Below are 24742 nucleotides of genomic sequence, written 5' to 3'. Positions count from 1 at the left end.
CGCGCTGTAGCCGCGGCTCTCGCTGCCATGCCTGAGTGGCCCTGCGCTCAGCGCTGTTTCCGTCGCTGTTTTCCGTATTTATCGAAGATTTCGTCCCTCCGACATGACCGCATCTCAACGCCCCCGCGTGCCGCGCCGCGCGCTCGACGGCGTCCTGTTGCTCGACAAGCCGCTCGGCCTGTCGAGCAACGACGCGCTGATTCGCGCGAAACGTCTTTATCTGGCAAAAAAAGCGGGCCACACCGGTACGCTCGATCCGCTCGCGACTGGCTTGCTGCCGCTTTGTTTCGGCGAAGCCACGAAGTTTTCGCAAGACCTGCTCGAAGCCGACAAGACGTATGAGGCCACCATGCGCCTCGGCATTCGCACGACCACCGGCGACGCCGAGGGCGAAGCCATCGACACGCGCGAAGTGACCTGCGACGAGGCGGCGATTCAAGCGGTTCTGCCCACATTCCTCGGCGAAATCACTCAGGTTCCGCCAATGTATTCGGCGCTCAAGCGTGACGGCAAGCCGCTGTACGAATATGCGCGTGCCGGCCAGACGGTGGAGCGGGAAGGGCGCCAGGTGACGATCCTGAAGCTCGATTTGCTCAGTTGCGCGTTGCCGGACGTGACGTTTCGCGTGACCTGCAGCAAGGGCACCTATGTGCGCACACTGGCCGAGGATATCGGCGAAGCGTTGGGTTGCGGCGCGCATCTGGTGGCGCTGCGACGCACGGGCGTTGGCGCGCTGACGCTTGAAAATTCGGTGACGCTCGACGCATTGTCCGATGCAACGGAAGGCGAGCGCGACGCGTGGCTGCAACCGGTGGACGCATTGCTGTCCACTTTCCCGCTCGTCCAGTTGAACGAAGACGCGACGCGCCGCTTCCTGCACGGTCAGCGGTTGAAACTGTCCGAACTGGATATCACAGGCGAAGCATTGAATGCGCCGCGCGTTCGGGTGTATGCCGCGCAGGGGCGTCTGCTGGGTGTCGCGAAGCAAGGCGAGGGCGTGCTGGCGCCGGAACGGTTGGTCGTCACTACGGCGAGCTGAAAGCCTTCTGGACGGTGGGCAGCGTGCGTGATGCGCATACCCGATCGAAGGTGCAGAAAAAAAGGCGGGACCGCTCGATAGCGGTCCCGCCTTTTTTCATATCGTTTGCCGAGGCAACCGGCGCGGAAAACTTAGTGCGCCGCCGCGGCCGCCGCACCCGCGTCACCACCGGCGCGCTCAGGCCTCGTGATCCAGATCAGCGCAATTAGCGCGACGAAGATACCAGCGGACACGAAGAACAGATCGTTCACACCCAGTTGCGCGGCCTGCTGCGTCGCCATCGAGTTGAACAGGCCATAAGCCTGCGGTTGACTGAAGCCCGCCGCGCCCATTTGCCGGATCGACTGGTCGAACACCGGGTTGTACGCGTTGGCCTGCTCGGCCAGTTGCGCATGATGCATGATCGAGCGGTGGTCCCACGCGGTCTGGAAGATCGACGTGCCGATGCCGCCGCACATGATCCGCACGAAATTCGACAAGCCCGACGCCGCCGGAATCCGGTTACCCGGCAGCCCTGACAAGGTAATCGACACCAGCGGGATGAAGAACCCGGCCATGCCGATCCCCTGAATCAAGGTTGGCACCAGCAGCGAGTACGTATCGACGCCGGTGGTATAGCGCGAACGCATCCAGAAACACAGCGCGAACACGAGGAACGACAAGGTCGCGATATAGCGCGGATCGGTACGCGGCAACACCTTGCCCGTGATCGGCGACAGCAGCACGGCGAACAGGCCGACCGGCGCCATGACCAGGCCGGCTTCGGTCGCCGTGTAGCCGATATCGGTTTGCAGCCACAGCGGCAGCAGCACGAGATTGCCGAAATAGAGCCCGTAACCGATCGACAAGGCGACCGTGCCGCCCGTGAAGTTGCGACGGCTGAAGAGCGAGAGGTCGACCACCGGATGCTCGGCCGTCAATTCCCACACGATGAAGAACGCCAGCGCGATCACCGCGACCAGCGCCAGTACGACGATGGTGGTCGACGAAAACCAGTCGAGATCCTTGCCTTTGTCAAGCATGACCTGGAGCGAGCCGACCCAGACGATCAGCAGACCGAGCCCGACGCCGTCGATCGGCGCTTTTCTGATGACGGAATCGCGGTTGCGGAAGATCATCCACGTCGCCACGGCGGCAATCGCGCCGACCGGAATGTTGACGTAGAAAATCCACGGCCACGAGATGTTGTCCGAAATCCAGCCGCCGAGAATCGGGCCCGCCACCGGCGCGATCAGCGTGGTCATGGCCCACATGGATAGCGCCATGGGGGCCTTGGCGCGTGGATAGCTCGCGAGCAGCAGCGTTTGCGACAGCGGGATCATGGGACCGGCCACCGCGCCTTGCAACACGCGCGAAGCGAGCAGGAACGGCAGCGTCGGCGCGAGGCCGCACATCCACGACGAGATCACGAACAGGATGATCGACGCCATGAACAGGCGCACCTGGCCGATGCGGTCGGTCAGCCAGCCGGTGAGCGGCACGGAGATCGCATTGGCGACCGCGAACGAGGTGATGACCCACGTGCCCTGGTCGGACGACACACCGAGGTCGCCGGAAATCGACGGAATCGATACGTTCGCGATCGACGTGTCAAGCACGTTCATGAAAACGGCGAGCGACACCGCGATGGTGCCGATCACCAGTTGCGCGCCCTCGAGCGGCGGGTGAGGGACTTGCGCCTGAGCCTGAGCCATTAAAGAAGCCTTGTCTGATTCGTCACGCGGCTTACATCAGCTTCGCGGCGGCAGGCTTCGCGCTGCCGGCCTGGGCCGACTTCTGCGAGCCGCCGTTCGGGCCTGCGTTTTCCGAAATGATGCGGGCGATTTCCGCGTCGGCCTCGTCACCGTACTTTTCGAACACGTTGGTCTGATAGACCGTGTTCGGCGCCTGACCGAGCTGGCCGCCGTTGTCGTCCTTGATGCTCACGTCAGCCTGCATCGACAGGCCGATGCGCAGCGGGTGCTGTTCGAGTTCCTTCGGATCGAGCGCGATCCGCACCGGCAGACGCTGCACCACCTTGATCCAGTTGCCGGTCGCGTTCTGCGCGGGCAACAGCGAGAACGCCGAACCCGTGCCGGCCGAGAAGCCGACCACCTTGCCGTGATACACCACCGACGAGCCGTACACGTCGGCCGTCAGTTCGACCGGCTGGCCGATGCGCATGTGCTTGAGCTGCACTTCCTTGAAGTTCGCGTCGACCCACACGCCGCCGAGCGGCACGATCGCCATGAGCGGAGTGCCCGGCGAGACGCGCTGGCCGACCTGCACCGAGCGTTTCGCCACGTAGCCCGTGACCGGCGCCGGCAGGTTGTTACGCGCGTTGTTCAGGTATGCGTCGCGGACCTTCGCGGCGGCGGCCTGCACGTTCGGGTGATTCGCGATCGTGGTGTTGGCGGTCAGCGCGCGGTTCGACGCCAGTTGCTGCTGGGCGGCATCCACGGCGGCTTGCGCGCTCTTCACGGCGTCGCGGGCGTGCGAGATTTCTTCCTGCGACACGGCGCCGGTTTGCGCAACCGTCATACGGCGCTTCAGGTCGTCCTGGGCGCGCGACAGGTCGGCCTGACGCACGGCGACTTGCGCCTGATATTGATTGTCGTCGGCGAACAGGCCGCGCACCTGGCGCACCGTCTGCGCCAGATTGGCCTCGGCCTGTTCCAGCGCGACGCGGGCGTCGGCCGGATCGAGCACGACGAGCGGGTCGCCGGCCTTCACCGTCTGGGTGTCGTCCGCGTTCACGGCGACGACCGTGCCGGTGACTTGCGGCGTGATCTGGACGACGTTGCCATTCACATACGCGTCGTCGGTGTCTTCGTGAAAACGCGCGACGAGGAAGTAGTAAAGGCCGTAAGCGATCGCGGCGATCAGGATCACGATGACGAGCAGCGTCATCATGCGCTTGCGTTTACCGTTATTCGCCGATTGTGCCGGCTGGGTGTTAGCCGCGGGCTGCTGGGGGGTGCTCATTGATGTGCTCCGGGTTCTCTCAAGCGTCGTCGTTTATTCGGATGTTCGTGCGAGTGTTCGTTCTGGCCGTGGTTCGCGCGCTCAATTTGCCGCTGCGGTCGCGGCGGTGGCCGATGCCGGGGCATCGGTCGGCACCACGAGGCCGGTTTGCGTCGCGTCGAAACCGCCGCCGAGCGCCTTGATGAGGCTGATCTGCATATCGCGGCGGCGCATCTTCAGGCTGGTGACCGTCTGTTCAGCGGCGAGGCGGTTCTGGTCGGCGGTCAGCACCTGCAGCTGCGGTGACAAACCGGCCTTGTAGCGGATCACCGCCAGCTGATACGCCTTGGTCGATGCGTCGAGCGCGCGCTGTGCGTCGCCTTGCTGCTGGTCGATCGACTTGATCGACGAGACTTGCGTCGCGACGTCCGAGAGCGCGTTGATCAGCGTCTGGTTGTAGTTCGCCACATCGAGGTCGAAGTCGGCATAACGGCCCTTCAGTTGCGAGCGCAGCGCGCCAGCATCGAAGATCGGCAGATGAATCGCCGGGCCGAATTGCATCTGGCGGCTGCCGGCCTTGAGGAAGCGGCCCCAGCCGAACGCGTCGAAACCGAAGCCGGCCGCGAGGTTCACGTCCGGGAAGAATTCGGCCTTGGCTTCCTTCACGTCGTGCATCGCGGCTTCGACCTGCCAGCGCGCGGCGACGATATCCGCGCGGCGCGCCACGAGGTCGGCGGGCAGATTGTTCGGCAGCGCCACGACGTCGCCCTTGGTCAGCGTGGGTTCGGCGATCTGCAGGCCGCGATCCGGACCCTTGCCGAGCAGCGCGCCCAACTGGTAGCGCACGACCGTGATCTGGCCGTCGAGGTCGGTCAAATTGGCCTGGGTGGTCGCGATGTTGCCGTTCGCGGTTTGCCGCTCGACATTGGTGTCGAGGCCGGCGGCCACGCGGCCGTTGGTGATGCGGCCGATATCCTGGCGGTTGGCGATTTCGCGCGCGGCGATGTCGCGCAACGCGTACAGCTGCGCGAGCTGGTTGTACGTGCTGGCCACCGACGCCGCGAGCGTGACGCGCGCCTGCTGCATGTCGGCCTCAGCGGCCTTTTCCTGCGACACGGCCTGGCCGAGACGCTGGCGATTCTTACCCCACAGGTCCAGATCCCACGACGCGCTCGCGAGCACATTGTTCTCGCTATACCAGGTGCCGCCGTACGGAGGCGGGTAGAGCGCGTTTTCGGAGAAGAGCTCGCGGGTCCACGAGTAGCTGGCGTTGGCCTTCGGATAAAGGGCCGCGCGCGAACTCTCGATATAGGACGAGGCTTTGGCGAGCCGCGCCTGGGCTTGCGCGATCGACGGGCTGCCTTCCAGCGCTTCCGCGATCAGCTTGGGCAGTTGCGGGTCGCCGAACTGGTTGGCCCAATCGAGCGACGGCCACTGGCCGCTCTGAGCGGGCAGGCTCTGCGCGGACTCGTACTGGGCCGGCGACGACATTTGCTTGTCGCTTTTCATGCCGATGTAGTTCGCGCACCCTGTGAGGGCGAGCACCGTCACCGCGGCGGCGACAGCGGCCCGGCTCGAAAGCGCGGGCGCGGACAGGGAAAGGGATTTCATCGCTCGACTCTTTGAGTGAATTGTAATGATGGACGCTGCAAGCAATTTCTTACGATTTACTGTCAAAATTGCTTGCTGCATCACGGGTTAGTCCCGTTTGGTCGCCGGAATTGAGGAGCACGCGGCGCAGCATGCTCTTCAGAAAACCCACTTCTTCCGGGGTGAAGCCGCCGAGCAGGTTGTCCATCACGCCGGTGAAAATAGCCGGCATTCTGGCGGCGATCGCGAGACCTTCCGGCGTCAGCGCGAGGCGCACGACCCGGCGGTCTTCGTTGCTGCGCACCCGTGTAAGCAGGCCGCGCTTTTCCAGTCGGTCGATCAGACGCGTGATGGCGCTTGCGTCGATGCCATATTCACGCGCCAGTTCGGCCGCCAGCAGGCACTTGCCGCTCGCCACCATGAACAGGATGCTGCCTTGCTGGCTGGTGATGCCCAACTCGGCCATGCTGCGCTGATTGACCAGGTTCGACATGGTCGATTTCACTCGCGAGATCAGGTAGCCGACGCTTTCGCCTAACTGGTACTCACTGATGACGTCCGGCGTGGGTGTGGAAGACGGCTCGGTCATGATTCTCGTGCGAATGCAATGGTTGACTAGGCAGGATTATAGTGGGCGGTTGGTTGACGCGGCAAGTGTTATTACAGCTTAGGCAAAGGTCTATTCCATCTCAAGGCAAGGTCCGCGCGATTTTGCGTAGGGTTTTGCCGCCCCTTACACTTTATTTCCGGCGCGCCGCTACGAGGAAGACGGCGGGCTTATCAGGGAATACCAGAAAGCTTCATTTACGCGTGCTATAATGTTGGGTTCCCAAAAGTGCGCTTTGGGCTTTGTTGGCTTCGTACACAATGCTGCTCTGCTGGCGCACTCAACTGTCTCCAGGTTCCTATGACTCGCGCCCTACGCAACATCGCCATCATTGCCCACGTCGACCACGGCAAGACCACGCTCGTCGACCAGCTCCTCCGTCAAACCGCCACGTTCCGTGACAACCAGCAGATCGCTGAGCGGGTGATGGACTCGAACGACATCGAAAAAGAACGTGGCATCACGATTCTTTCCAAGAACTGCGCGGTCGAGTACGAAGGCACGCACATCAACATCGTCGACACCCCGGGCCACGCGGACTTCGGCGGTGAAGTGGAGCGCGTGCTGTCGATGGTCGACTCCGTGCTGCTGCTGGTCGACGCCGTCGAAGGTCCGATGCCGCAAACGCGCTTCGTGACCAAGAAGGCGCTGGCGCTCGGCCTGAAGCCGATCGTCGTGATCAACAAGGTGGACCGGCCGGGCGCGCGGATCGACTGGGTGATCAACCAGACGTTCGACCTGTTCGACAAGCTCGGCGCAACCGACGAACAACTCGACTTCCCGATCGTCTACGCATCGGGTCTGAACGGCTACGCAGGCTTGACCCCGGACGTGCGCGAAGGCGATATGCGCCCGCTGTTTGAGGCTGTGCTGCAACACGTGCCGGTCCGTCCGGCCGATCCGGAGGCGCCGCTGCAACTGCAGATCACGTCGCTGGACTATTCGTCGTATGTCGGCCGTATCGGCGTCGGCCGTATCACGCGTGGCCGCATCAAGCCCGGCATGGCGGTCGCCGTCCGTTCGGGTCCCGACGGCGCGATCCTGAACCGCAAGATCAACCAGGTGCTGTCGTTCAAGGGTCTGGAGCGCGTGCAGGTCGACTCGGCTGAAGCTGGCGACATCGTGCTGATCAACGGTATCGAAGAAATCGGCATTGGCGTGACCATCTGCGCACCGGAACAACCGGAAGCGCTGCCCATGATCACCGTCGACGAACCGACGCTGACCATGAACTTCCTCGTCAATTCGTCGCCGCTGGCCGGCCGCGAAGGCAAGTTCGTCACGAGCCGTCAGATCCGTGACCGCCTGATGAAGGAGCTGAACCACAACGTCGCGCTGCGCGTGAAGGAAACCGGCGACGAAACCACGTTCGAAGTGGCGGGCCGCGGTGAGCTGCACCTGACCATTCTGGTGGAAAACATGCGTCGCGAAGGCTACGAGCTGGCCGTGTCGCGTCCGCGCGTGGTGATGACGGAAGTCGACGGCGTGAAGCACGAGCCGTACGAAAACCTGACGGTCGACATGGAAGACGGCCACCAGGGTGGCGTGATGGAAGAGTTGGGCCGCCGTAAGGGCGAAATGCTCGACATGGCGTCGGACGGCCGTGGCCGTACGCGTCTCGAATACCGTATTTCGGCGCGCGGCCTGATCGGCTTCCAGTCGGAATTCCTCACGCTCACGCGCGGCACGGGCCTGATGAGCCACACGTTCGACTCGTATCAGCCGGTGCGCGAAGGCGCGGTCGGCGAGCGTCGCAACGGCGTGCTGATCTCGCAGGACGACGGCGCGGCAGTCGCGTACGCCTTGTGGAAGCTGCAGGATCGCGGCCGTATGTTCGTGTCGCCGGGCGAGCCGCTGTACGAAGGCATGATCATCGGCATTCACAGCCGTGACAACGACCTGGTCGTGAACCCGATCAAGGGCAAGCAACTGACCAACGTGCGTTCGTCGGGTACGGACGAAGCGGTGCGCCTCGTGCCGCCGATCCAGATGTCGCTGGAATACGCGGTCGAATTCATCGACGACGACGAACTGGTCGAAGTCACGCCGCAATCCATCCGTCTGCGCAAGCGTTATCTGAAGGAGCACGAGCGCCGCAGCGCGAGCCGTAAGGGCGCGGTGGACTGAGTGAATGGCGCGTGCGCTTGAGGCGCCGCTGTTACTGACCTCGGCGCCGCGTGGATAAAAAGAAGCCGTTCCGGACTTGTCCGGAACGGCTTCTTTCATTTGGGCGGCGGCCGGGACAGCTTACATTTGTCGGCCGTGATTCGTGCTTTGTGTGAGGTGAGGTTTAGAGTTGGGTGTGGTGGAGTCCAAAGTGTCGTAGCAATTCATTGGTCTCGGGCAGAACGACGCCGGGTGGGGCAACTGTGGTGACCGGCGCTGCTGAGCCCCAATCACGCGCTGCGGGCGGCGTATAGAAATTAACGCTATCCGGGGCGACCACGTATCCATCCTCTGAGAATGCTGTACCTAGGTAATTGCTCAAAGAGTTTTGCATATCCGCAAGGTTGCTATACGTGAAGGCGCCGTTGTTCGGATCGAAAAGTGTGTACTGGCTCCCGCCCGGAAGATGCTGTATGGCTAACGCGTGTCCGTATGGCTCCGATGCCATCGAGTCAGCGTGCCGGATGCCTAAACGTACGTATGCGAGGCCGCCTTCAGGCATGGTGTTGCCATCGAAGGAATGGATCAATCCGTCGATGCGGGTCGAGCGATCAGTCCTGCCGTCGGGGTTGAAATTAGTGCTCGACGACTGGCGATAGTTAGCGAGTGGCGGGAGCCTCGATCCTCTCTGGAAACCGTCGATCCGGTCATAAATGCCCCCGTGGTTTGAGGCTGACAGGGTGTCCATGTCCCTGTTCATATGGCTGATCGCTTCCTGCAAGGTGTCGGGAGCCGAGGCGCCATCGGTTGCGCGATCAACGCGGCGCATGGCTTCGAAAACAACGCCTTGGCAACTGCCCTTCCCATCGGGGCCGTTTCTCGTCCTGGCGTGGTAGGCCTGATCGAATCTTTCGTGCTATGTTGCATCGTGGAGAAGCTCCTCTCCGCCTCTGCATTCCCGGAAGTAGGACCCGCTACAGGCGCCCAGCACCTGGCCGCGTTTGTCCCGATCCAGTGTCTGATCGGCGCCCGGCCCTTGTTTCGCAGGGTCGGTCGGTCCGTTGCCGATCGCGCCCGGTGTCGGATCGACGGAGCGCTCATGTCGCGGTGTGCGCCTGTCCCCGGACAAAATCTGGCCCGGGAACACCGCTGGTGTCTGTGCCGGCGTTTTCGGTGCGAAAGACGTGCTGTCGGAAACCTGTTTCTGCATAACTGCGCTCATGCTCTGGACAGTGAGTCCCATTAGGTCATTCCTTTGGAAAATCGTAAAAACACCGTGAAAGTAACGGCATACCGATACGCATCGCTTCCTTTGATAAGCCGCGATCCTCTCGTCGGCCTGTCAATGCCGGAACCGTATTGCATGCATGCAGTCTGTGGAAAACGTCACCGGGCAGGGTATTGAGCAGCCACTACATCCGAGGGTGGCCAGAAGGTGCCGGTGTCCGCGGCCTCGTCTTGTTGACGCACCACGGCGAATAGCGGTGCGCCCCCACAACATGATTTCTCTCTTCGTGTCTATGCATGCGGGCGCCTCCTATTGAGGGCGATCGTTGCGCATGGCGCCATGCACTTTTGCGGATTCTCGAAACGACGCGCAAACGCCGTCCGGACGGGCTCTGGGGCCGGTCCGTCTGCTATCTGCACTATCCGTTCTGTGATATGCTCCCTGGGTGCAAAGTTTTAGGTCCTTCCAAGCAAGACTTGATTCGCGCAATCCGCTAAACGGTCAGGCCGTGTCGCGGAAGGTTCTGTAACCCGCTATTTCTCGAGAAGCTCGAAGAAAGGTGAGCGTAAAAATGATGAAGCAATTCCAGTCGAACTCTTATCTGTTCGGCGGCAATGCTCCGTACGTAGAAGAAATGTACGAAGCGTATCTCGATAATCCGGCGTCAGTGCCCGAGAACTGGCGCAGCTATTTCGACGCGTTGCAGAACGTCCCTGCATCGGATGGCAGCAATGCCAACGACGTGGCCCATGGCCCGATCGTCGAATCGTTTGCGCAACGCGCCAAGGCCAACGCCTTCATCCCGCGCACCGCAACCGGCGGCGAAGACCTCGCCACCGCGCGAAAGCAAGTCTATGTGCAGTCCCTCATCGGCGCATATCGCTTCCTCGGCTCGCAATGGGCCAATCTCGATCCCCTGAAGCGCCGCGAACGTCCCGCCATCCCCGAACTCGAACCCGCGTTCTACGACTTCACCGAAGCCGACATGGACCAGGAGTTCAGCGCCACGAATCTGTATTTCGGATTCGAGCGTGCTTCGCTGCGTGAGATCGTCAAGGCACTGCGCGACACGTACTGCGGCACGATCGGCGCCGAGTACATGTACATCAGCGATCCGGAGCAGAAGCGCTGGTGGAAAGAGAAGCTGGAATCGATCCGTTCCACGCCGAGCTTCTCGAACGAAAAGAAAAAGCACATCCTGAATCGCCTGACGGCCGCTGAAGGCCTCGAGCGCTTCCTGCACACCAAGTACGTCGGCCAGAAACGCTTCTCGCTCGAAGGCGGCGAAAGCTTCATCGCGTCGATGGACGAAGTCGTGCGTCACGGCGGCGCCAACGGCGTTCAGGAAATCGTCATCGGCATGGCTCACCGTGGCCGTCTGAACGTGCTGGTCAATACGCTCGGCAAGATGCCGGCGGATCTGTTCGCCGAATTCGAAGGCAAGCACCACGACGACCTGCCGGCCGGCGACGTGAAGTACCACAAGGGTTTCTCGTCGGACGTCTCGACCGAAGGCGGCCCGGTCCACCTGTCGCTCGCGTTCAACCCGTCGCACCTCGAAATCGTCAACCCGGTGGTCGAAGGTTCGGCCAAGGCCCGTATGGACCGTCGCGGCGACGACAGCGGCCTGCAAGTGCTGCCGGTGCAGATCCACGGCGACGCGGCTTTCGCCGGCCAGGGCGTCGTGATGGAAACGCTGAACCTCGCGCAAACGCGTGGTTACGGCACGCACGGCACGCTGCACATCGTCATCAACAACCAGATCGGCTTCACGACGTCGGACCCGCGTGACTCGCGCTCCACGTTGTACTGCTCGGACGTGGTCAAGATGATCGAAGCGCCGGTGCTGCACGTGAACGGTGACGATCCTGAAGCAGTGGTTCTGGCTACGCAGCTGGCTATCGACTTCCGCATGCAGTTCCATAAAGACGTCGTCGTCGACATCGTCTGCTTCCGCAAGCTGGGTCACAACGAGCAGGACACGCCGGCTGTCACGCAGCCGCTGATGTACAAGACGATCGCCAAGCACCCGGGCACGCGCGCGCTGTACGCTGAAAAGCTGGTGCAGCAAGGCGTGATCACGGCTGCCGACGCGGACGAATACGTCAAGGCCTACCGCAAGGCCATGGACGAAGGCCATCACACGGTCGACCCGGTGCTCTCGAACTACAAGAGCAAGTACGCGGTGGACTGGGTGCCGTTCCTGAACCGCAAGTGGACCGACGCCGCGGATACCGCAGTGCCGCTCGCGGAACTGAAGCGCCTTGCTGAGCGCATCACCACGATTCCGGAAAACTTCAAGGTTCACCCGCTGGTCGAGCGCGTCATTAACGACCGTCGCGCGATGGGTCGTGGCGAAGCGAAGCTCGACTGGGGCATGGGCGAACACCTGGCATTCGCGTCGCTGGTCGCTTCGGGCTACGCAGTTCGCCTGACCGGTCAGGACTCGGGCCGGGGCACGTTCACGCACCGCCACGCGGTGCTGCACGATCAGAACCGCGAACGCTGGAACGACGGCACGTACGTGCCGCTGCAGAACATCGCTGAAGGTCAGGCGAAGTTCACGGTGATCGACTCGGTGCTGTCGGAAGAAGCGGTGCTGGGCTTCGAATACGGTTACTCGACCGCTGAACCGAATACGTTCGTCGCGTGGGAAGCGCAGTTCGGCGACTTTGTGAACGGCGCGCAAGTCGTGATCGACCAGTTCATCTCGTCGGGCGAAGTGAAGTGGGGCCGCGTTTCGGGTCTCACCATGCTGCTGCCGCATGGCTACGAAGGTCAGGGTCCGGAGCACTCGTCGGCACGTATCGAGCGTTTCCTGCAATTGTGCGCAGACCACAACATGCAGGTCGTTCAACCGACCACGCCGGCGCAGATTTTCCACCTGTTGCGCCGTCAGATGATCCGCCTGTTCCGCAAGCCGCTGATCGTCGCCACGCCGAAGTCGCTGCTGCGTCACAAGGAAGCCGTGTCGGATCTGTCCGAACTGGCGAAGGGCGCGTTCCAGCCGATCCTCGGCGAAATCGACGAAGCGATCGACGCGAAGAAGGTCAAGCGCGTGGTCGTGTGCTCGGGCCGCGTGTACTACGACCTGCTGGCGCATCGCCGTGAATCGAAGTCGAACGACGTCGCGATCATCCGTATCGAACAGCTCTATCCGTTCGCGCACAAGCAGTTCGAAGCGGAAATGAAGAAGTACGACAACGCGACCGAAGTGGTCTGGGTGCAGGACGAGCCGCAGAATCAAGGCCCGTGGTTCTACATCGAGCACCACCTGAAGGACGGCATGAAGGAAGGGCAGAAGCTGGCATACAGCGGACGTCCGGCTTCGGCCTCGCCGGCAGTCGGCTACTACGCGAAGCACTACGAGCAGCAGAAGGCGCTGGTCGAAGGCGCTTTCGGCCGCCTCAAGAGCGCGTCGATCGCTAAATAATCACAAGAGCCGAACCGGGAAAGCGCAGGGCGCTTTCCCGTGCCGCATCTGAATGATCAGCGCGGCAGTCAAGGTTCGCAGGCGGTCGGCGGATCCATGGATCGCGCGCCGTCACCCGATACGTATTCAGGATATTCATAATGGCTATTGTTGAAGTCAAGGTTCCCCAGCTCTCCGAGTCGGTTTCGGAAGCCACGATGCTGCAGTGGAAGAAGAAGCCCGGCGAGGCTGTTGCTCAAGACGAAATTCTCATCGAAATCGAGACCGACAAAGTCGTGCTCGAAGTGCCGGCACCCTCGGCCGGCGTGCTCGCGCAAGTCATCGCGAACGACGGCGATACCGTCGTAGCTGATCAGGTGATCGCCAAGATCGACACCGAAGGCACGGCAGGCGCCGCTGCTGTCGAAGCCGAAGTGAAGCCCGCTCCGCAAGCCGCACCGGCACCCGCCGCTGCACCGGCGCCGGCAGCTCAAGCCGCATCCGCAACGGGTGCGAACACCGCTGCTTCGCCGGCTGCCGGCAAGCTGATGGCCGAGAAGGGCCTGGGCGCGGGCGACGTCGCCGGCACGGGCCGCGACGGCCGCATCACCAAGGGTGACGTGCTGACCGCGGGCGCTCCTGCTGCCAAGGCCGCACCGGCACCGGCACCGGCTCCGGCCGCCGCACCGAAGGCTGCGAAGCCGTCGCTGCCGGACGTCAAGGCGCCGGCTTCGGCTGACCAATGGCTGAAGGACCGCCCGGAACAACGCGTGCCGATGTCGCGTCTGCGCGCTCGTATCGCCGAGCGTCTGCTCGAGTCGCAGCAAACCAACGCCATCCTGACCACGTTCAACGAAGTGAACATGGCGCCGGTGATGGACCTGCGCAACAAGTACAAGGACAAGTTCGAGAAGGAACATGGCGTGAAGCTCGGCTTCATGTCGTTCTTCGTGAAGGCGGCGGTTCACGCGCTGAAGAAGTTCCCGCTGGTGAACGCGTCGATCGACGGTAACGACATCGTCTATCACGGCTACTTCGACATCGGTATCGCGGTCGGTTCGCCGCGCGGTCTGGTGGTGCCGATCCTGCGCAATGCGGATCAGCTGAGCCTTGCCGACATCGAGAAGAAGATCGCCGAATTCGGCCAGAAGGCGAAAGACGGCAAGCTGTCGATCGAAGAAATGACCGGCGGCACGTTCTCGATCTCGAACGGTGGTGTGTTCGGTTCGATGCTGTCGACCCCGATCATCAACCCGCCGCAATCCGCGATTCTGGGCGTGCACGCCACGAAGGAACGCGCTGTGGTCGAAAACGGCCAGATCGTGATCCGCCCGATGAACTACCTGGCGCTGTCGTACGACCACCGGATCATCGACGGTCGCGAAGCGGTGCTGTCGCTGGTCGCCATGAAGGATGCGCTGGAAGATCCGGCTCGCCTGCTGCTGGACCTGTAATCACCGGCCCGGCCGGTACCGGCTTGTCGTAGGGCGAGCCGGCACCATATAAGCATCAGGCAAGCAACACGTCTTTCGCATTCCGCAGTACAGGAACGCCGCGCGCCACGAAGCGTGGCCGCGCGCCGTTCCGCCCTCAAAAGGATTGTCATGTCCAAAGAATTTGACGTCGTCGTGATCGGCGCAGGCCCTGGCGGTTATATCGCCGCTATTCGCGCAGCGCAGCTCGGCAAGACCGTCGCATGTATCGAAAAATGGAAGAACCCGGCCGGCGCGCTGAAGCTCGGCGGCACGTGTCTGAACGTGGGTTGCATTCCGTCGAAGGCGCTGCTCGCGTCGTCGGAAGAGTTTGAAAACGCGTCGCATCACCTCGCCGACCACGGCATCTCCGTGGAAAACGTGAAGGTCGATATCTCGAAGATGCTGGCCCGCAAGGAAGGCATCGTCGAAAAGATGACGAAGGGCATCGAATTCCTGTTCCGCAAGAACAAGATCACGTGGCTCAAGGGTCACGGCAAGTTCACCGGCAAGACGGACGCCGGCGTGCAGATCGAAGTGAGCGGCGAAGGCGAAACCGAAGTGGTCACGGCAAAGAACGTGATCATCGCCACGGGTTCGAAGGCACGCCATCTTCCGAACATTCCGGTCGACAACAAGATCGTCGCCGATAACGAAGGCGCGCTGAGCTTCGACACGGCTCCGAAGAAGCTGGCCGTGATCGGCGCAGGCGTGATCGGTCTGGAACTGGGTTCGGTGTGGCGTCGTCTGGGCGCGGAAGTGACCGTGCTCGAAGCGCTGCCGGAATTCCTCGGCGCGGCTGATCAGGCGCTGGCTAAAGAAGCGGCCAAGCAGTTCAAGAAGCAGGGTCTGGACATCCACGTCGGCGTGAAGGTCGGCGAAGTGAAGACGACCGACAGCGGCGTGACGATTGCGTACACGGACAAGGACGGCAACGCGCAGACGCTGGAAGCCGACCGCCTGATCGTGTCGATCGGCCGCGTGCCGAACACCGACAACCTCGGTCTCGAAGCGATCGGCCTGAAGGCCAACGAGCGCGGTTTCATCGACGTCGACGACCACTGCGCAACGGCGGTGCCGAATGTGTACGCGATCGGCGACGTGGTGCGTGGCCCGATGCTCGCGCACAAGGCCGAAGACGAAGGCGTGCTGGTTGCCGAAATCATCGACGGTCAGAAGCCGCATATCGACTACAACTGCATTCCGTGGGTGATCTACACCGAACCGGAAATCGCATGGGTCGGCAAGACGGAGCAGCAGCTGAAGGCCGAAGGCCGCGAGATCAAGACGGGTCAGTTCCCGTTCATGGCGAACGGTCGCGCACTGGGCATCAACAAGGCGGATGGTTTCGTCAAGATGATCGCCGACGCGAAGACCGACGAACTGCTCGGCGTGCACATCATCTCGGCCAACGCATCGGACCTGATCGCGGAAGCCGTGGTGGCGATGGAATTCAAGGCGGCGTCGGAAGACATCGGCCGCATTTGCCATCCGCACCCGTCGCTGTCGGAAGTCATGCGCGAGGCGGCACTGGCCGTCGACAAGCGCGCGCTGAACATGTAATCACGCGCACGCCTGACTGACAGTACTCCGGCATTACCACGAAGGCGGGCGGGTTCATTCCCTCCCGCCTTTCTATTTGCAGCAACGGCAACACGATGAACGTCACCGAATACTACGAAAAAGAACTGCAGACGCGGGGTTACCAATCGGACCCGGCGCAACGCGCGGCGGTCGACCGTCTGCAGCGGTGCTATGAAGAGTGGACCGAATACAAGTCGCGCCGCTCGAACGCGTTCAAGAAACTGATCATCCACCCGGATCTGCCACGCGGCGTGTATATGTGGGGCGGTGTAGGGCGCGGCAAGAGCTTCCTCATGGACAGCTTCTACATGATCGTGCCGTTGCATCGCAAAACGCGTCTGCATTTCCACGAGTTCATGCGCGAAGTGCACCGGGAACTAGAAGATCTGAAAGGCCAGGCCGATCCGCTCGACGAACTCGCGCGCCGGATCGCAAAGCGCTACCGCCTGATCTGTTTCGACGAATTCCACGTGTCGGATATCGCCGACGCGATGATCCTGTACCGCCTGCTCGACAAGCTGTTCGAAAACGGCGTGCAGTTCGTGATGACCTCCAACTATGATCCGGACACCCTGTATCCGGACGGACTGCATCGCGACCGGATGTTGCCGGCGATCGAACTCATCAAGGCAAAGCTCGACGTGATCAACGTCGATGCGGGCATCGACTACCGGCAGCGAACCCTGGCTCAGGTGGAGGTATATCACTCGCCGCTTGGCGCGGCCGCCGACAAAGCATTGCGCGATGCATTCGGTCGCCTTGCCGCCGTTCCCGACGAGAGCCCGATCCTGCATATCGAAAAACGCGAGCTGAAGGCGCTGCGCCGCGCCGACGGCGTCGTGTGGTTCGACTTCGCCACGTTGTGCGGCGGTCCGCGCTCGCAGAACGACTATCTGGAACTGGCAAGCCGCTTTCACGCCGTGGTGCTCTCGGGCGTGCCGCAGATGTCGGCTCGCATGGCTTCGGAAGCGCGCCGTTTCACCTGGTTGATCGACGTGTTTTACGACCACAAAGTGAAACTGTTGATGTCCGCCGCCGTGCCGCCCGAGCAACTGTATGTGGACGGTCCGATGGCGAACGAGTTCACCCGAACGGTCTCACGTATCGTCGAAATGCAGTCGAAAGAGTATCTCGACGCGCCACGGCGGATCGTCGATACGTCGCTGACCTGACACACCGCGTGGTACCGCTGGCGGTGCTTTCGCGATAGATCGCACGGCATTGGCGAACGGGGCAACTGCACCCGGCGTATTTTCAAGATTCGGATTGGTCTTATTCTCCGGCCGCGGGCGACTGGCTATCTTTTGTCGAGGTTTTGACAAAGGAGAAACCATGAATCCCTACCGTGATATCAACGACGAAGAATGGCAACGTATCGCACCTCTTCTGCCGGAACTGCGTCCGCGCTCGGAACTGCGTGGCCGGCCGCTCGCCAATACGCGCTCGGTACTGAACGGCGTGCTGTGGGTCATGTACAGCGGCGCCACCTGGTCCGCCATGCCGCGTCGATACCCGTCGTATCAAACCTGCCATCGCCGCTTCAAGGCGTGGTATGAGTCCGGCGTACTCAAACGGGTGATGGAACAACTGTTCGGCGCGGCGAGCGTCGAGTTGTGCGCGCTCATGGAAGGTCGGATGCGCTCGCACGTGAGTGCGGAGCAGAAGAGTGCCGAAACACAAAAAGCGGCGGTCGTCTCGCCTGCGGTGTTCAGCCCGGCATCGCCGCAGCCGCTGCCGTCCTCGCCGTTCGTGTTCAATTCGCCCTTCAAACACGCTGCATGACGGATTCGAACGGGCGACTCCAAACAAAAGAAAACGGCCGAACGATGATGATCGTCGGCCGTTTCTTGTGAGTCTCTCTCGGGTTCTTCCGCGCTCAAGTCCCCTGTATTTCTCTCGCGGTGTGGCCTGGGCGCTGCCAGGTGCTTCGGCGCATAGGCGCGCACCTCGCGCCGAGCTCGCCGCGTTACATCTGAACTACCCGCGCATCATTGTTGACGCACCCACGTCTGCGAACGGCCCAGCAACGAAACGCCGATATAGCCGCGCACGACCAGTTTGTTTCCACCGTCTTCCAGGTGCATCTTGCACTTGTAGAGCTTGCCGTTTTCCGGGTCGAGGATCTGCCCGTGGTCCCAGGCGTCGCCGTCCTTCTTCATGTCGCTAATGATCGTCATGCCGAGAATCAGCTGATCCTTGCGCGCGTCGGTGCACGCCGTGCAGCGGCGATCCGGCTGGTCGTTCGCGCCGAGTCCCTTGATCACCTTGCCATTCAGCGAACCGCTGCCGTCCTGCGCGATCTGCACGAGCGCTTTGGGCTGGCCGGTGTGATCGTCGATGGTTTGCCACGTGCCGACCGGGCTGTCGGCTTGCGCCATGGCCGTCACGGCGCTGGCGAGCAGGACGCCGGCGAGCGCGGCATGTTTGACTGAGCGAAGCGCGATTGCGCGAGCACGGTGGGTGAATTGCGTCATTGTCTTCCTCCTTGATTAAAGACGGCGCGATCATGGTCGCGCGGCGTTATTGGCATCTCGGGCGGCCTTCGTACTTTGCCGCCGTGATGCCTGCTGATGTCTGCATGGCCTCTCAGGTTCTGCATCGTCCGGCTGGGTGCGCTACGTGCGGATTGCAGCTCGTGCGCCACCGGTCGCGACATCGTCAGCGCAGAATACGTGAAAGTGCGCGCGCCGTTTGATAGTGGACCCTCTAATCAGGACGCGGCACTTTGGCGAATCAGTTCAGCTGGTAGGAGAACGTCGCGTTGATGCGCGGACTGCGTGACGCGCTTTCCACCGGTGCATCGCCAATCGCTTTGGCCACCGACAGATCCAGGCTGTAGTACTTCGCGTCCGAGATCCGGAAGCCGAAGGCGATCGATGAAAGCTTCGAAGGTGAGGGCGTACCCGCATGCAGATAGACGCGCGCCATGTCGAACGAGACGTAGGGTGTGAGCGTGCGTAGATACGTGAAGCCCGGCGTGAAAGCGCGATTGACTTCGAACATCGCGCCCCAGCCTGAATCGCCCGATGCTTCGCCCGGCTGATAGCCTTGCGCAAACCGCTGCGCACCGAACGAGATCTGTTCCGAGGTGGGCAGCGACACGCCGCTGTATTGGCCGGTCAGCGAGACCGCGGTGCCGATCTTCAACGGCCACTCGTTGGTTTGCGAAAAGCTGGCGCCTGTTCGCACGAAGTTGATCGACGCCGGATTGGTGACGGGCGAGCCCGGCACATTCGAGTCGCCGGATTTCGACGCGCCAAGAATGTCGAACGCCTTGGCCACGTTGACACTCGCACGGCGTACCTGGCCGGTCTGCACGCCGGTGTAGTCGGCCTGCAACTGCATGACGCGTATTTGCGAGCGGAAGCCGATCTGCGCACCCGTGTCGTGGTTGTTGTAGCGATCCTCGTCGTGCGACGCGTAGACCGACGCCGTGCCGATCACGCTCTGCGTGTTGCTCAAGAGGATCGGATAGGCCAGCGAGCCGCCCACCTTGTCGTTGATGACCGTGCGTTCGATCGAAGAGGGCAGTCCCGGGTTGTCGGTCGGGTTGCCGCGATAGTGCGAGGCGTCGATCTTCGCGAGCAGGCCGTTGCTGCCGATCGGCACCGCGCCGTGCGCGGCGAGATAGGTGACGTTGTCACGCCCCTTCGGCAGCAAGGCCGACACGCTCAATTGTTCGCCGAACGAGGTCAATCCGTTTTCGGTGGCGGTCAACAATCCTTGTACGCCGGGGTGATTGAAGTCGATCCCGGTGCTGACGTCGAACGGCTTGCGCTCCACGTTCAGTTCGAGTGTGGTGGCGCCGTCGGTGTTCTGCGGCGGCGGCACGTTGGCCGCGACCTTCACGCCCGGCAGCAGGCCCAGCACGTTGACATAACGCTCGAAGGTGGCGCGCCGCAACGGGCGGTCGGCGGTGATGTGGTCGGCGATCGCGCGGATCTTGTCTTCCACGGCGCCCGCCTTGCCCGTTACCTTGACCGCGGACACGTAGCCTTCCACCACCGTCACGCGCACCACGCCGCCTTCGAATGTCTGCGCCGGAACAAACGCGAACGAGAGCGCGAAGCCGCGATCCTGATAGAGCTTCGTGACGCCGTTGGCGACCTGGATCAGATCGCCGATTGTCGTGTCTTTACCGACGAGCGGCGTGAAGCGTTGTGCGACGTCGTCGAATGGAATGGACTTCACGCCCTCAACCTGAATGCGCGAGGGCGTGATGTGGCGGGCGAGCAATTCTTCGAGTTGGGGGGCTTGCGGTGCGACTTGCACGGTCACGTTGGGCCCTTTGTCGGGCGCCTTGATCTGCGGCAGCGAATCCAGGGGATTGCCGCCAACTGCCGTGCTGCCCGCGCGGGACTGCGCGTGTGCCTGCATCTGTAGGGTGCTCGCCGCAATCGCGGCGACGACGACGGTCCATGTGCTGCCATACCCGAGTTTCATCGGATCTTCCTCGTATGCCGTTCTTGTGTCGCGCTCACGTTGCCTGGCCGGGCGGGTTGCGAACGCTTATATGTGGCTCGATGCATACTGCCATGCTTGCATGTATTACGTCACATGCTCCGGGGGGCTTGAGCCTTCGCCGAAAAAACCGGAGCACGTGATGAATCTGACTGTTTATGCGCATTGGCTATTCGCGGCTTCAGGCTCCATCCGATGAGCTTTCGTGGAGCAAGTCTCATCGGATAGATGATGCGTGCGATAGCCGCAAGACAGTTAGGCTTACTACTTATGGGTTGCCGGCAGCAAGCCGCCGAGCAGGGTCGTCAAGCCGCCCGTCGCGGTGCCCGAGCCGCTCGTCGAGCCTGCCGCGGAACTGAGCGTGCCGGTCAACTGGCCGACCAGTGCGGTCACCGGCGCGAGCGGCTGAGCGCTGCTACCCGAAGTGCCGCTCGTGACGCCGGACAGCGCGCCGGTCAGCGTCGACAACGGATTCGAAGCGCTACCCGAACCGCCCAGCGTCGAAGTCAGCGAACTCAACGGCGTGCCATTCAGGCCGGAAGTCAGCAAACCCAGCGGCGTGCCGCTTAGCGCCGAGGTCAGGCCGGCGAGCGGGGTGCCGCCGAGCAGCGTCGACAACGAGCCGACCGGATTGCTGCCAAGTCCGAGACTCGCCAGCGAACTTTGCAGCGGGCCGAACGGATTGCTGCTGGCGGGCGGTCCATTGGCGACGTTGACGTTCGTGCTGCCGACGAGGCTCGTAATCAGTCCGGGAATCGGCATGGCGCCGTTCGGGCCGTTCGGATTGACGAGGCCGCCAGCATTCGTCACCGTGTTGCCGAGCGAGCCGACCACCGTGCCGAGATCGGCGCCGAGCGGGTTCTTCGTGGCGCCGCCTACTTGCGAGCCGGCGGCGCTCAACGCGCCGCCCACTTGCGCGAGCACGCCGCCGAGCGGTGCGCCGAGGCCGGTCTGCGTGCCGACCGTTTGCGTGACGAGGCCGGCCGTTGTCACGATCGGCGTAATGGCGGTGCTGATCGGTTGCGTGATCTGCTGCACGGGCACCGAGCCGAGCGAATTGCCGAGTGTCGCGCCTCCGGCGTTTAGTGCGCCTGCGGCGGTGGAGAGGGTGCTGGCCAACGGTGTCGTGAGCGGCGACAGCGGCGCGAGATTGCCGCTGCCGAGACCGCCGACCGCGGTGCTCAATCCTTGCACGACGCCGCTCGTCGACCCGACCACGGAGCCGAGTCCGGCAACCGTGGTGCCGACCGGGTTGGCCGTGGTGCCGGTCTGGCCGACGCCGCTGCTCACGGCATTGGCGAGCGCGTTCAGCGTGCCGCTCGTGCTCGATACGGCATTGCCGAGACCTTGCGTGACCTGCGGGCTCAGGCCCGGAATGGTCTGCGAGGCGATCGTCGAGCCGAGGTCGTTGGTGGTCTGTGCGGCCGCGGTGGCGAGGCCGGTGGTGCCGGTCTTGGTGGTGGTGGTGCCGCCGGTGGTCGAGCCGGAGCCGCTGCCGCTACCGGTGCTCGAGGTGGTCGGCGGCGCGCTGACGGTGCTGCCGCCACACGCCGCGAGCAGGCCGGCGACGGCCACGGCGATCAATGGTGTGCGCAACGACGACACAGTCGCGCACGTCGCGTGGAGAGAAAAAAAACGTTGAGTGGACATGTGTGCTCCTCCGTGTCTTCTGGATGTCGTGTGCGTTGGTTTCAGTGCGCCGGTGCAACGGGTGTCTGAGCGGCGCGCCCAGTTCAGTCGGCTTCGGGTAGTGCCGGAGCACGGCTGGCGGGCCGCGCTCCGGCTTGGTCTCGCGCTACGTTTTTGTGCTGTTTCCGAACGTCCTGTTTACTTCTTGCCCAATCCGCCGAGCAGGCCGCCGACGAGCGAGGTCACCGGTGCGAGCGGATTGCCTGTCGTGCCTTTACCCGTGCTGGTCGACAGCGACAGACCTGCGCCCGAGCTGGTGGAGGCGGCCGTGGTCGTCGTAGTCGGCGTGGCGCTCGCCGTGGTCGTGACGCTGCCAAGCGCGCCCGTCACGCTCGTCAGCAAGCCGGTGACCGGAGCGAGCGGGCCGCTGCTGCCGCCTGCCGCGCCGGAGAGGCCGCTCGTCACGCTCGAAAGTAGGCCGGTGACGGGTGCGAGCGGGCTGCCGCCGCTGGCTGCGCCGCCAACTGCGCCTGTCACGCTGCTGAGCACGCCGGTGACCGGAGCGAGCGGGCCGCTGCTGGTGCCGCCGGTCAGGCCGCCGAGCACGCCGGTCACCAGAGCGAGCGGACCGCTGCTGGTGCCGCCAGTCAGGCCGCCGAGCGCGCTGGTCAGCGGAGCGAGCGGACCGCTGCTGGTGCCGCCGGTCAGGCCGCCGAGTGCGCTGGTCAGCGGAGCGAGCGGATTGCCGCCGCTGCCACCCGTGAGCAGGCCGCCCACCGAAGCGACTGTCGTCCCGGTGTCGGTCACCGTGTGGCCGAGTGCAGCCGTGACCGGGTTGCCGCCGGTCGCGGTCAACAGCGCGCCGGCTTTGCCGAGACCGCCGCCGACCGCCGAGAGCAGGCCGTTCAGCGGTGCGCCGAGGCCGGTGGTGTTGCCGACCGTCTGCGTGGTCGCGGCGACCATCGACGTAATCGGCGTGATTGCGGTGCTGAGGGTTTGCGTGACTTGCTGGACCGGGCCCGTCGAGAGGGCGGTGGTGAGCGTGCTGCCGCCATTGGTGAGCGCGCCGCCGAGCGTGTTGACGACGCCGCCGAGCGGCGAGGTGATCGCCGACAGCGGAGCGAGCGGGCCGCTGCCGAGGCTCGTCACGAGGTTGCCCGCATCCGTCACCGCGCCGCCGACATGACCCACGACCCCTCCCAGGCTCGAGACCGTCGTGCCGACCGCGTTGCCGCCGGTGCCGAGTTGGCCGAGCCCTTGCGACACCCCGCCGCCGAGCGTGGACACGGCCGCGCCGACTTGCTGGACGATGCCGCCGGCGGCCTGCGTGGTTTGCGAGCTGACGCCGGGCAAGGTCTGCGAGCCGATCACGGTGCCGATGCTGCCGACCGTCGAGCCGACGTCGCTGACCACGCCGCCCGTATTGCCCGCGACCGTGCCGAGCGCGTTGGCGACCGCGGTGGTGCCCGTTCCCGTTCCGGTTCCGTTGCCTGTTCCCGTGCCCGACGTTCCCGAGCCGTTGCTGCCGGTGGTGGTGCCCGAGCCCGAGCCCGAGCCGCCCGAACCCATCGAACCACTGCCGCCACCCGAGGTGGACAGTGTGCCTCCCGCGGAGCCGCTACCGTTGCTGCCGGTGCCGGAACTCAGGCTGCCGGAGCCGCCGCAAGCACCGAGAGAAAGCATCGCGGCTACGCTGGCCGCAATCAGGGTTGCCCGTATCGTCGTGTTGGTCGTTTGAATGTTCATGTCGCCCTCGAATCGCATGTGTTGTTGGATGTTGCTGCGTGCCTATCTCTGCACGAGCCGTGCCATTTCGCTTGAGCGATGCGGAGGATTTTCTCGAGGTGTCGCGCCGCGCCTTATCCGATAAGGCTTTGCGAGAAGTTGATGGAATGCGCGCTGAATCAGAATGGGCTCGCAAAATGCGATGCGCGGGGGTGGTTACGCAGGCGGCGTAACGTAACGAGCCGCGCGCGCCGTTACGCTGTACGACGTAACGCAGGTGCGCGAAACGGGTCCGCGCGCTTGAAACGTTCTGTTCAAACAAATAATTAGTGGAGCGAATCTAACTCATGGTTATACCTATGTGCTGCAACGCACGGACTGCCGTTAATCTGATCGAGCGGATAAAACGCACACGTGACGAGCATCGGGGCAGCGAACAATTGCTTAAATATCATTGTTCGGCTATAAAACCCGAAAGCATCGGAGATTGACGAGGGAGGTGGCTTATCGAACAGACAGCTCATAAGCATCCGTTTTACTGACGGCGGCTGCAAGGTGAAGCTACTGCGGTGCAACAAAAGAACCGGGAATGAGAGACCAACGGTTCGCGCACTCGGGTACTCCACCGACCGATGCAGCACGTACACGAATGAAATAAATGAAGTCCGAGGGTTCACATGAAAAAATTCACACAACGTTTTCTGAACGACAACAAAGGCGTGACCGCCATTGAATATGGCCTGATCGCGGGGCTTGTCGTGCTCGTCATCGCTGGGGCGGTGGGGACTGTCGGCTCGAATATCTCGACTGTGATGAACAAAGTCGCCAGCCTGATCACCACGTAATGATCGTCAAGGGCAAACCGTAAGCGTTATGCAAAGCGGTTGGGCGTAGCGGTCGTCGTTCCGGCGGCCGCTCGTTTCGCTGACGTATTACGCATCGCTGA

The 24742-nt window shown here is 62.9% G+C and carries 16 protein-coding genes and 1 pseudogene; 8 read left to right on the top strand and 9 right to left on the bottom strand.

All coding sequences use genetic code 11. From position 1 onward, the window contains the following. Positions 1-103 precede the first annotated feature (103 nt). Positions 104-1039 carry a tRNA pseudouridine(55) synthase TruB gene (gene truB, locus BLW71_RS08160; RefSeq protein ID WP_091794900.1) on the top strand — a complete coding sequence of 312 codons (936 nt, stop codon included), beginning with the start codon at positions 104-106 and terminating at the stop codon, positions 1037-1039. A 131-nt stretch (positions 1040-1170) separates the two neighbouring features. Here truB and BLW71_RS08155 read toward each other — a convergent pair. The 4 genes and pseudogenes from BLW71_RS08155 to BLW71_RS08140 form a co-directional block, all read right to left on the bottom strand. Continuing rightward, a pseudogene (locus BLW71_RS08155) lies at positions 1171-2763 on the bottom strand (DHA2 family efflux MFS transporter permease subunit); the annotation flags it as partial. 1 nt (position 2764) lies between these two features. Further along, entirely contained in the window at positions 2765-4003 is a 1239-nt protein-coding gene (locus tag BLW71_RS08150; protein ID WP_091794894.1) for an EmrA/EmrK family multidrug efflux transporter periplasmic adaptor subunit, read from the bottom strand. Positions 4004-4084: 81 nt separating this feature from the next. Next, entirely contained in the window at positions 4085-5593 is a 1509-nt protein-coding gene (locus tag BLW71_RS08145) for an efflux transporter outer membrane subunit (protein WP_091794891.1), read from the bottom strand. A 49-nt stretch (positions 5594-5642) separates the two neighbouring features. After that, positions 5643-6161: a MarR family winged helix-turn-helix transcriptional regulator gene (locus tag BLW71_RS08140; RefSeq protein WP_091794887.1), complete on the bottom strand. Its 519-nt coding sequence runs from the start codon at positions 6159-6161 to the stop codon at positions 5643-5645. A 318-nt stretch (positions 6162-6479) separates the two neighbouring features. On the opposite strand from BLW71_RS08140, the gene typA reads away from it, so the two are divergent. Beyond that, positions 6480-8306 carry a translational GTPase TypA gene (typA, locus tag BLW71_RS08135; RefSeq protein WP_091794884.1) on the top strand — a complete coding sequence of 609 codons (1827 nt, stop codon included), beginning with the start codon at positions 6480-6482 and terminating at the stop codon, positions 8304-8306. Between the two features lie 163 nt (positions 8307-8469). Here typA and BLW71_RS08130 read toward each other — a convergent pair whose 3' ends face one another. Continuing rightward, complete coding sequence (locus BLW71_RS08130) at positions 8470-9033, bottom strand: hypothetical protein (protein ID WP_143048310.1); 564 nt, start codon at positions 9031-9033, stop codon at positions 8470-8472. Positions 9034-10084: 1051 nt separating this feature from the next. Between BLW71_RS08130 and BLW71_RS08120 the strand changes: the two genes are divergently transcribed. The 5 genes from BLW71_RS08120 (at position 10085) to BLW71_RS08100 (ending at position 17763) form a co-directional block, all read left to right on the top strand. Continuing rightward, a complete protein-coding gene (locus BLW71_RS08120) occupies positions 10085-12946 on the top strand; it encodes a 2-oxoglutarate dehydrogenase E1 component (RefSeq protein WP_091794874.1) in 2862 nt (953 codons plus the stop codon). A 140-nt stretch (positions 12947-13086) separates the two neighbouring features. After that, complete coding sequence (gene odhB, locus BLW71_RS08115; protein WP_091794871.1) at positions 13087-14379, top strand: 2-oxoglutarate dehydrogenase complex dihydrolipoyllysine-residue succinyltransferase; 1293 nt, start codon at positions 13087-13089, stop codon at positions 14377-14379. Positions 14380-14529: 150 nt separating this feature from the next. Next, entirely contained in the window at positions 14530-15960 is a 1431-nt protein-coding gene (lpdA, locus tag BLW71_RS08110) for a dihydrolipoyl dehydrogenase (protein ID WP_091794868.1), read from the top strand. A gap of 95 nt (positions 15961-16055) precedes the next feature. Then, positions 16056-17153 (top strand): cell division protein ZapE, encoded by a 1098-nt coding sequence (gene zapE, locus BLW71_RS08105; protein ID WP_091794865.1) that lies wholly within the window; start codon positions 16056-16058, stop codon positions 17151-17153. A gap of 160 nt (positions 17154-17313) precedes the next feature. Further along, positions 17314-17763 carry a transposase gene (locus BLW71_RS08100; RefSeq protein ID WP_091794861.1) on the top strand — a complete coding sequence of 150 codons (450 nt, stop codon included), beginning with the start codon at positions 17314-17316 and terminating at the stop codon, positions 17761-17763. A gap of 206 nt (positions 17764-17969) precedes the next feature. On the opposite strand, the gene BLW71_RS08095 is transcribed toward BLW71_RS08100, so the two are convergent. From BLW71_RS08095 to BLW71_RS08080, 4 genes are all read right to left on the bottom strand, one after another. Further along, complete coding sequence (locus BLW71_RS08095; RefSeq protein WP_091794857.1) at positions 17970-18455, bottom strand: DUF2147 domain-containing protein; 486 nt, start codon at positions 18453-18455, stop codon at positions 17970-17972. 259 nt (positions 18456-18714) lie between these two features. Continuing rightward, positions 18715-20424, bottom strand: coding sequence for a ShlB/FhaC/HecB family hemolysin secretion/activation protein (locus BLW71_RS08090; protein WP_091794854.1), 1710 nt, complete (start codon positions 20422-20424; stop codon positions 18715-18717). A 282-nt stretch (positions 20425-20706) separates the two neighbouring features. Continuing rightward, positions 20707-22092 (bottom strand): collagen-like triple helix repeat-containing protein, encoded by a 1386-nt coding sequence (locus BLW71_RS08085; protein WP_091794851.1) that lies wholly within the window; start codon positions 22090-22092, stop codon positions 20707-20709. Between the two features lie 177 nt (positions 22093-22269). After that, positions 22270-23817, bottom strand: a complete 1548-nt coding sequence (locus BLW71_RS08080; protein ID WP_091800587.1) for a collagen-like triple helix repeat-containing protein — start codon at positions 23815-23817, stop codon at positions 22270-22272. A 656-nt stretch (positions 23818-24473) separates the two neighbouring features. Between BLW71_RS08080 and BLW71_RS08075 the strand changes: the two genes are divergently transcribed. Beyond that, positions 24474-24641, top strand: a complete 168-nt coding sequence (locus BLW71_RS08075; RefSeq protein ID WP_091794848.1) for a Flp family type IVb pilin — start codon at positions 24474-24476, stop codon at positions 24639-24641. Positions 24642-24742 lie beyond the last annotated feature (101 nt).

The organism is Burkholderia sp. WP9, assembly GCF_900104795.1.
Taxonomy (GTDB): domain Bacteria; phylum Pseudomonadota; class Gammaproteobacteria; order Burkholderiales; family Burkholderiaceae; genus Paraburkholderia.
This window is presented reverse-complemented; position numbering and strand designations above follow the sequence as displayed.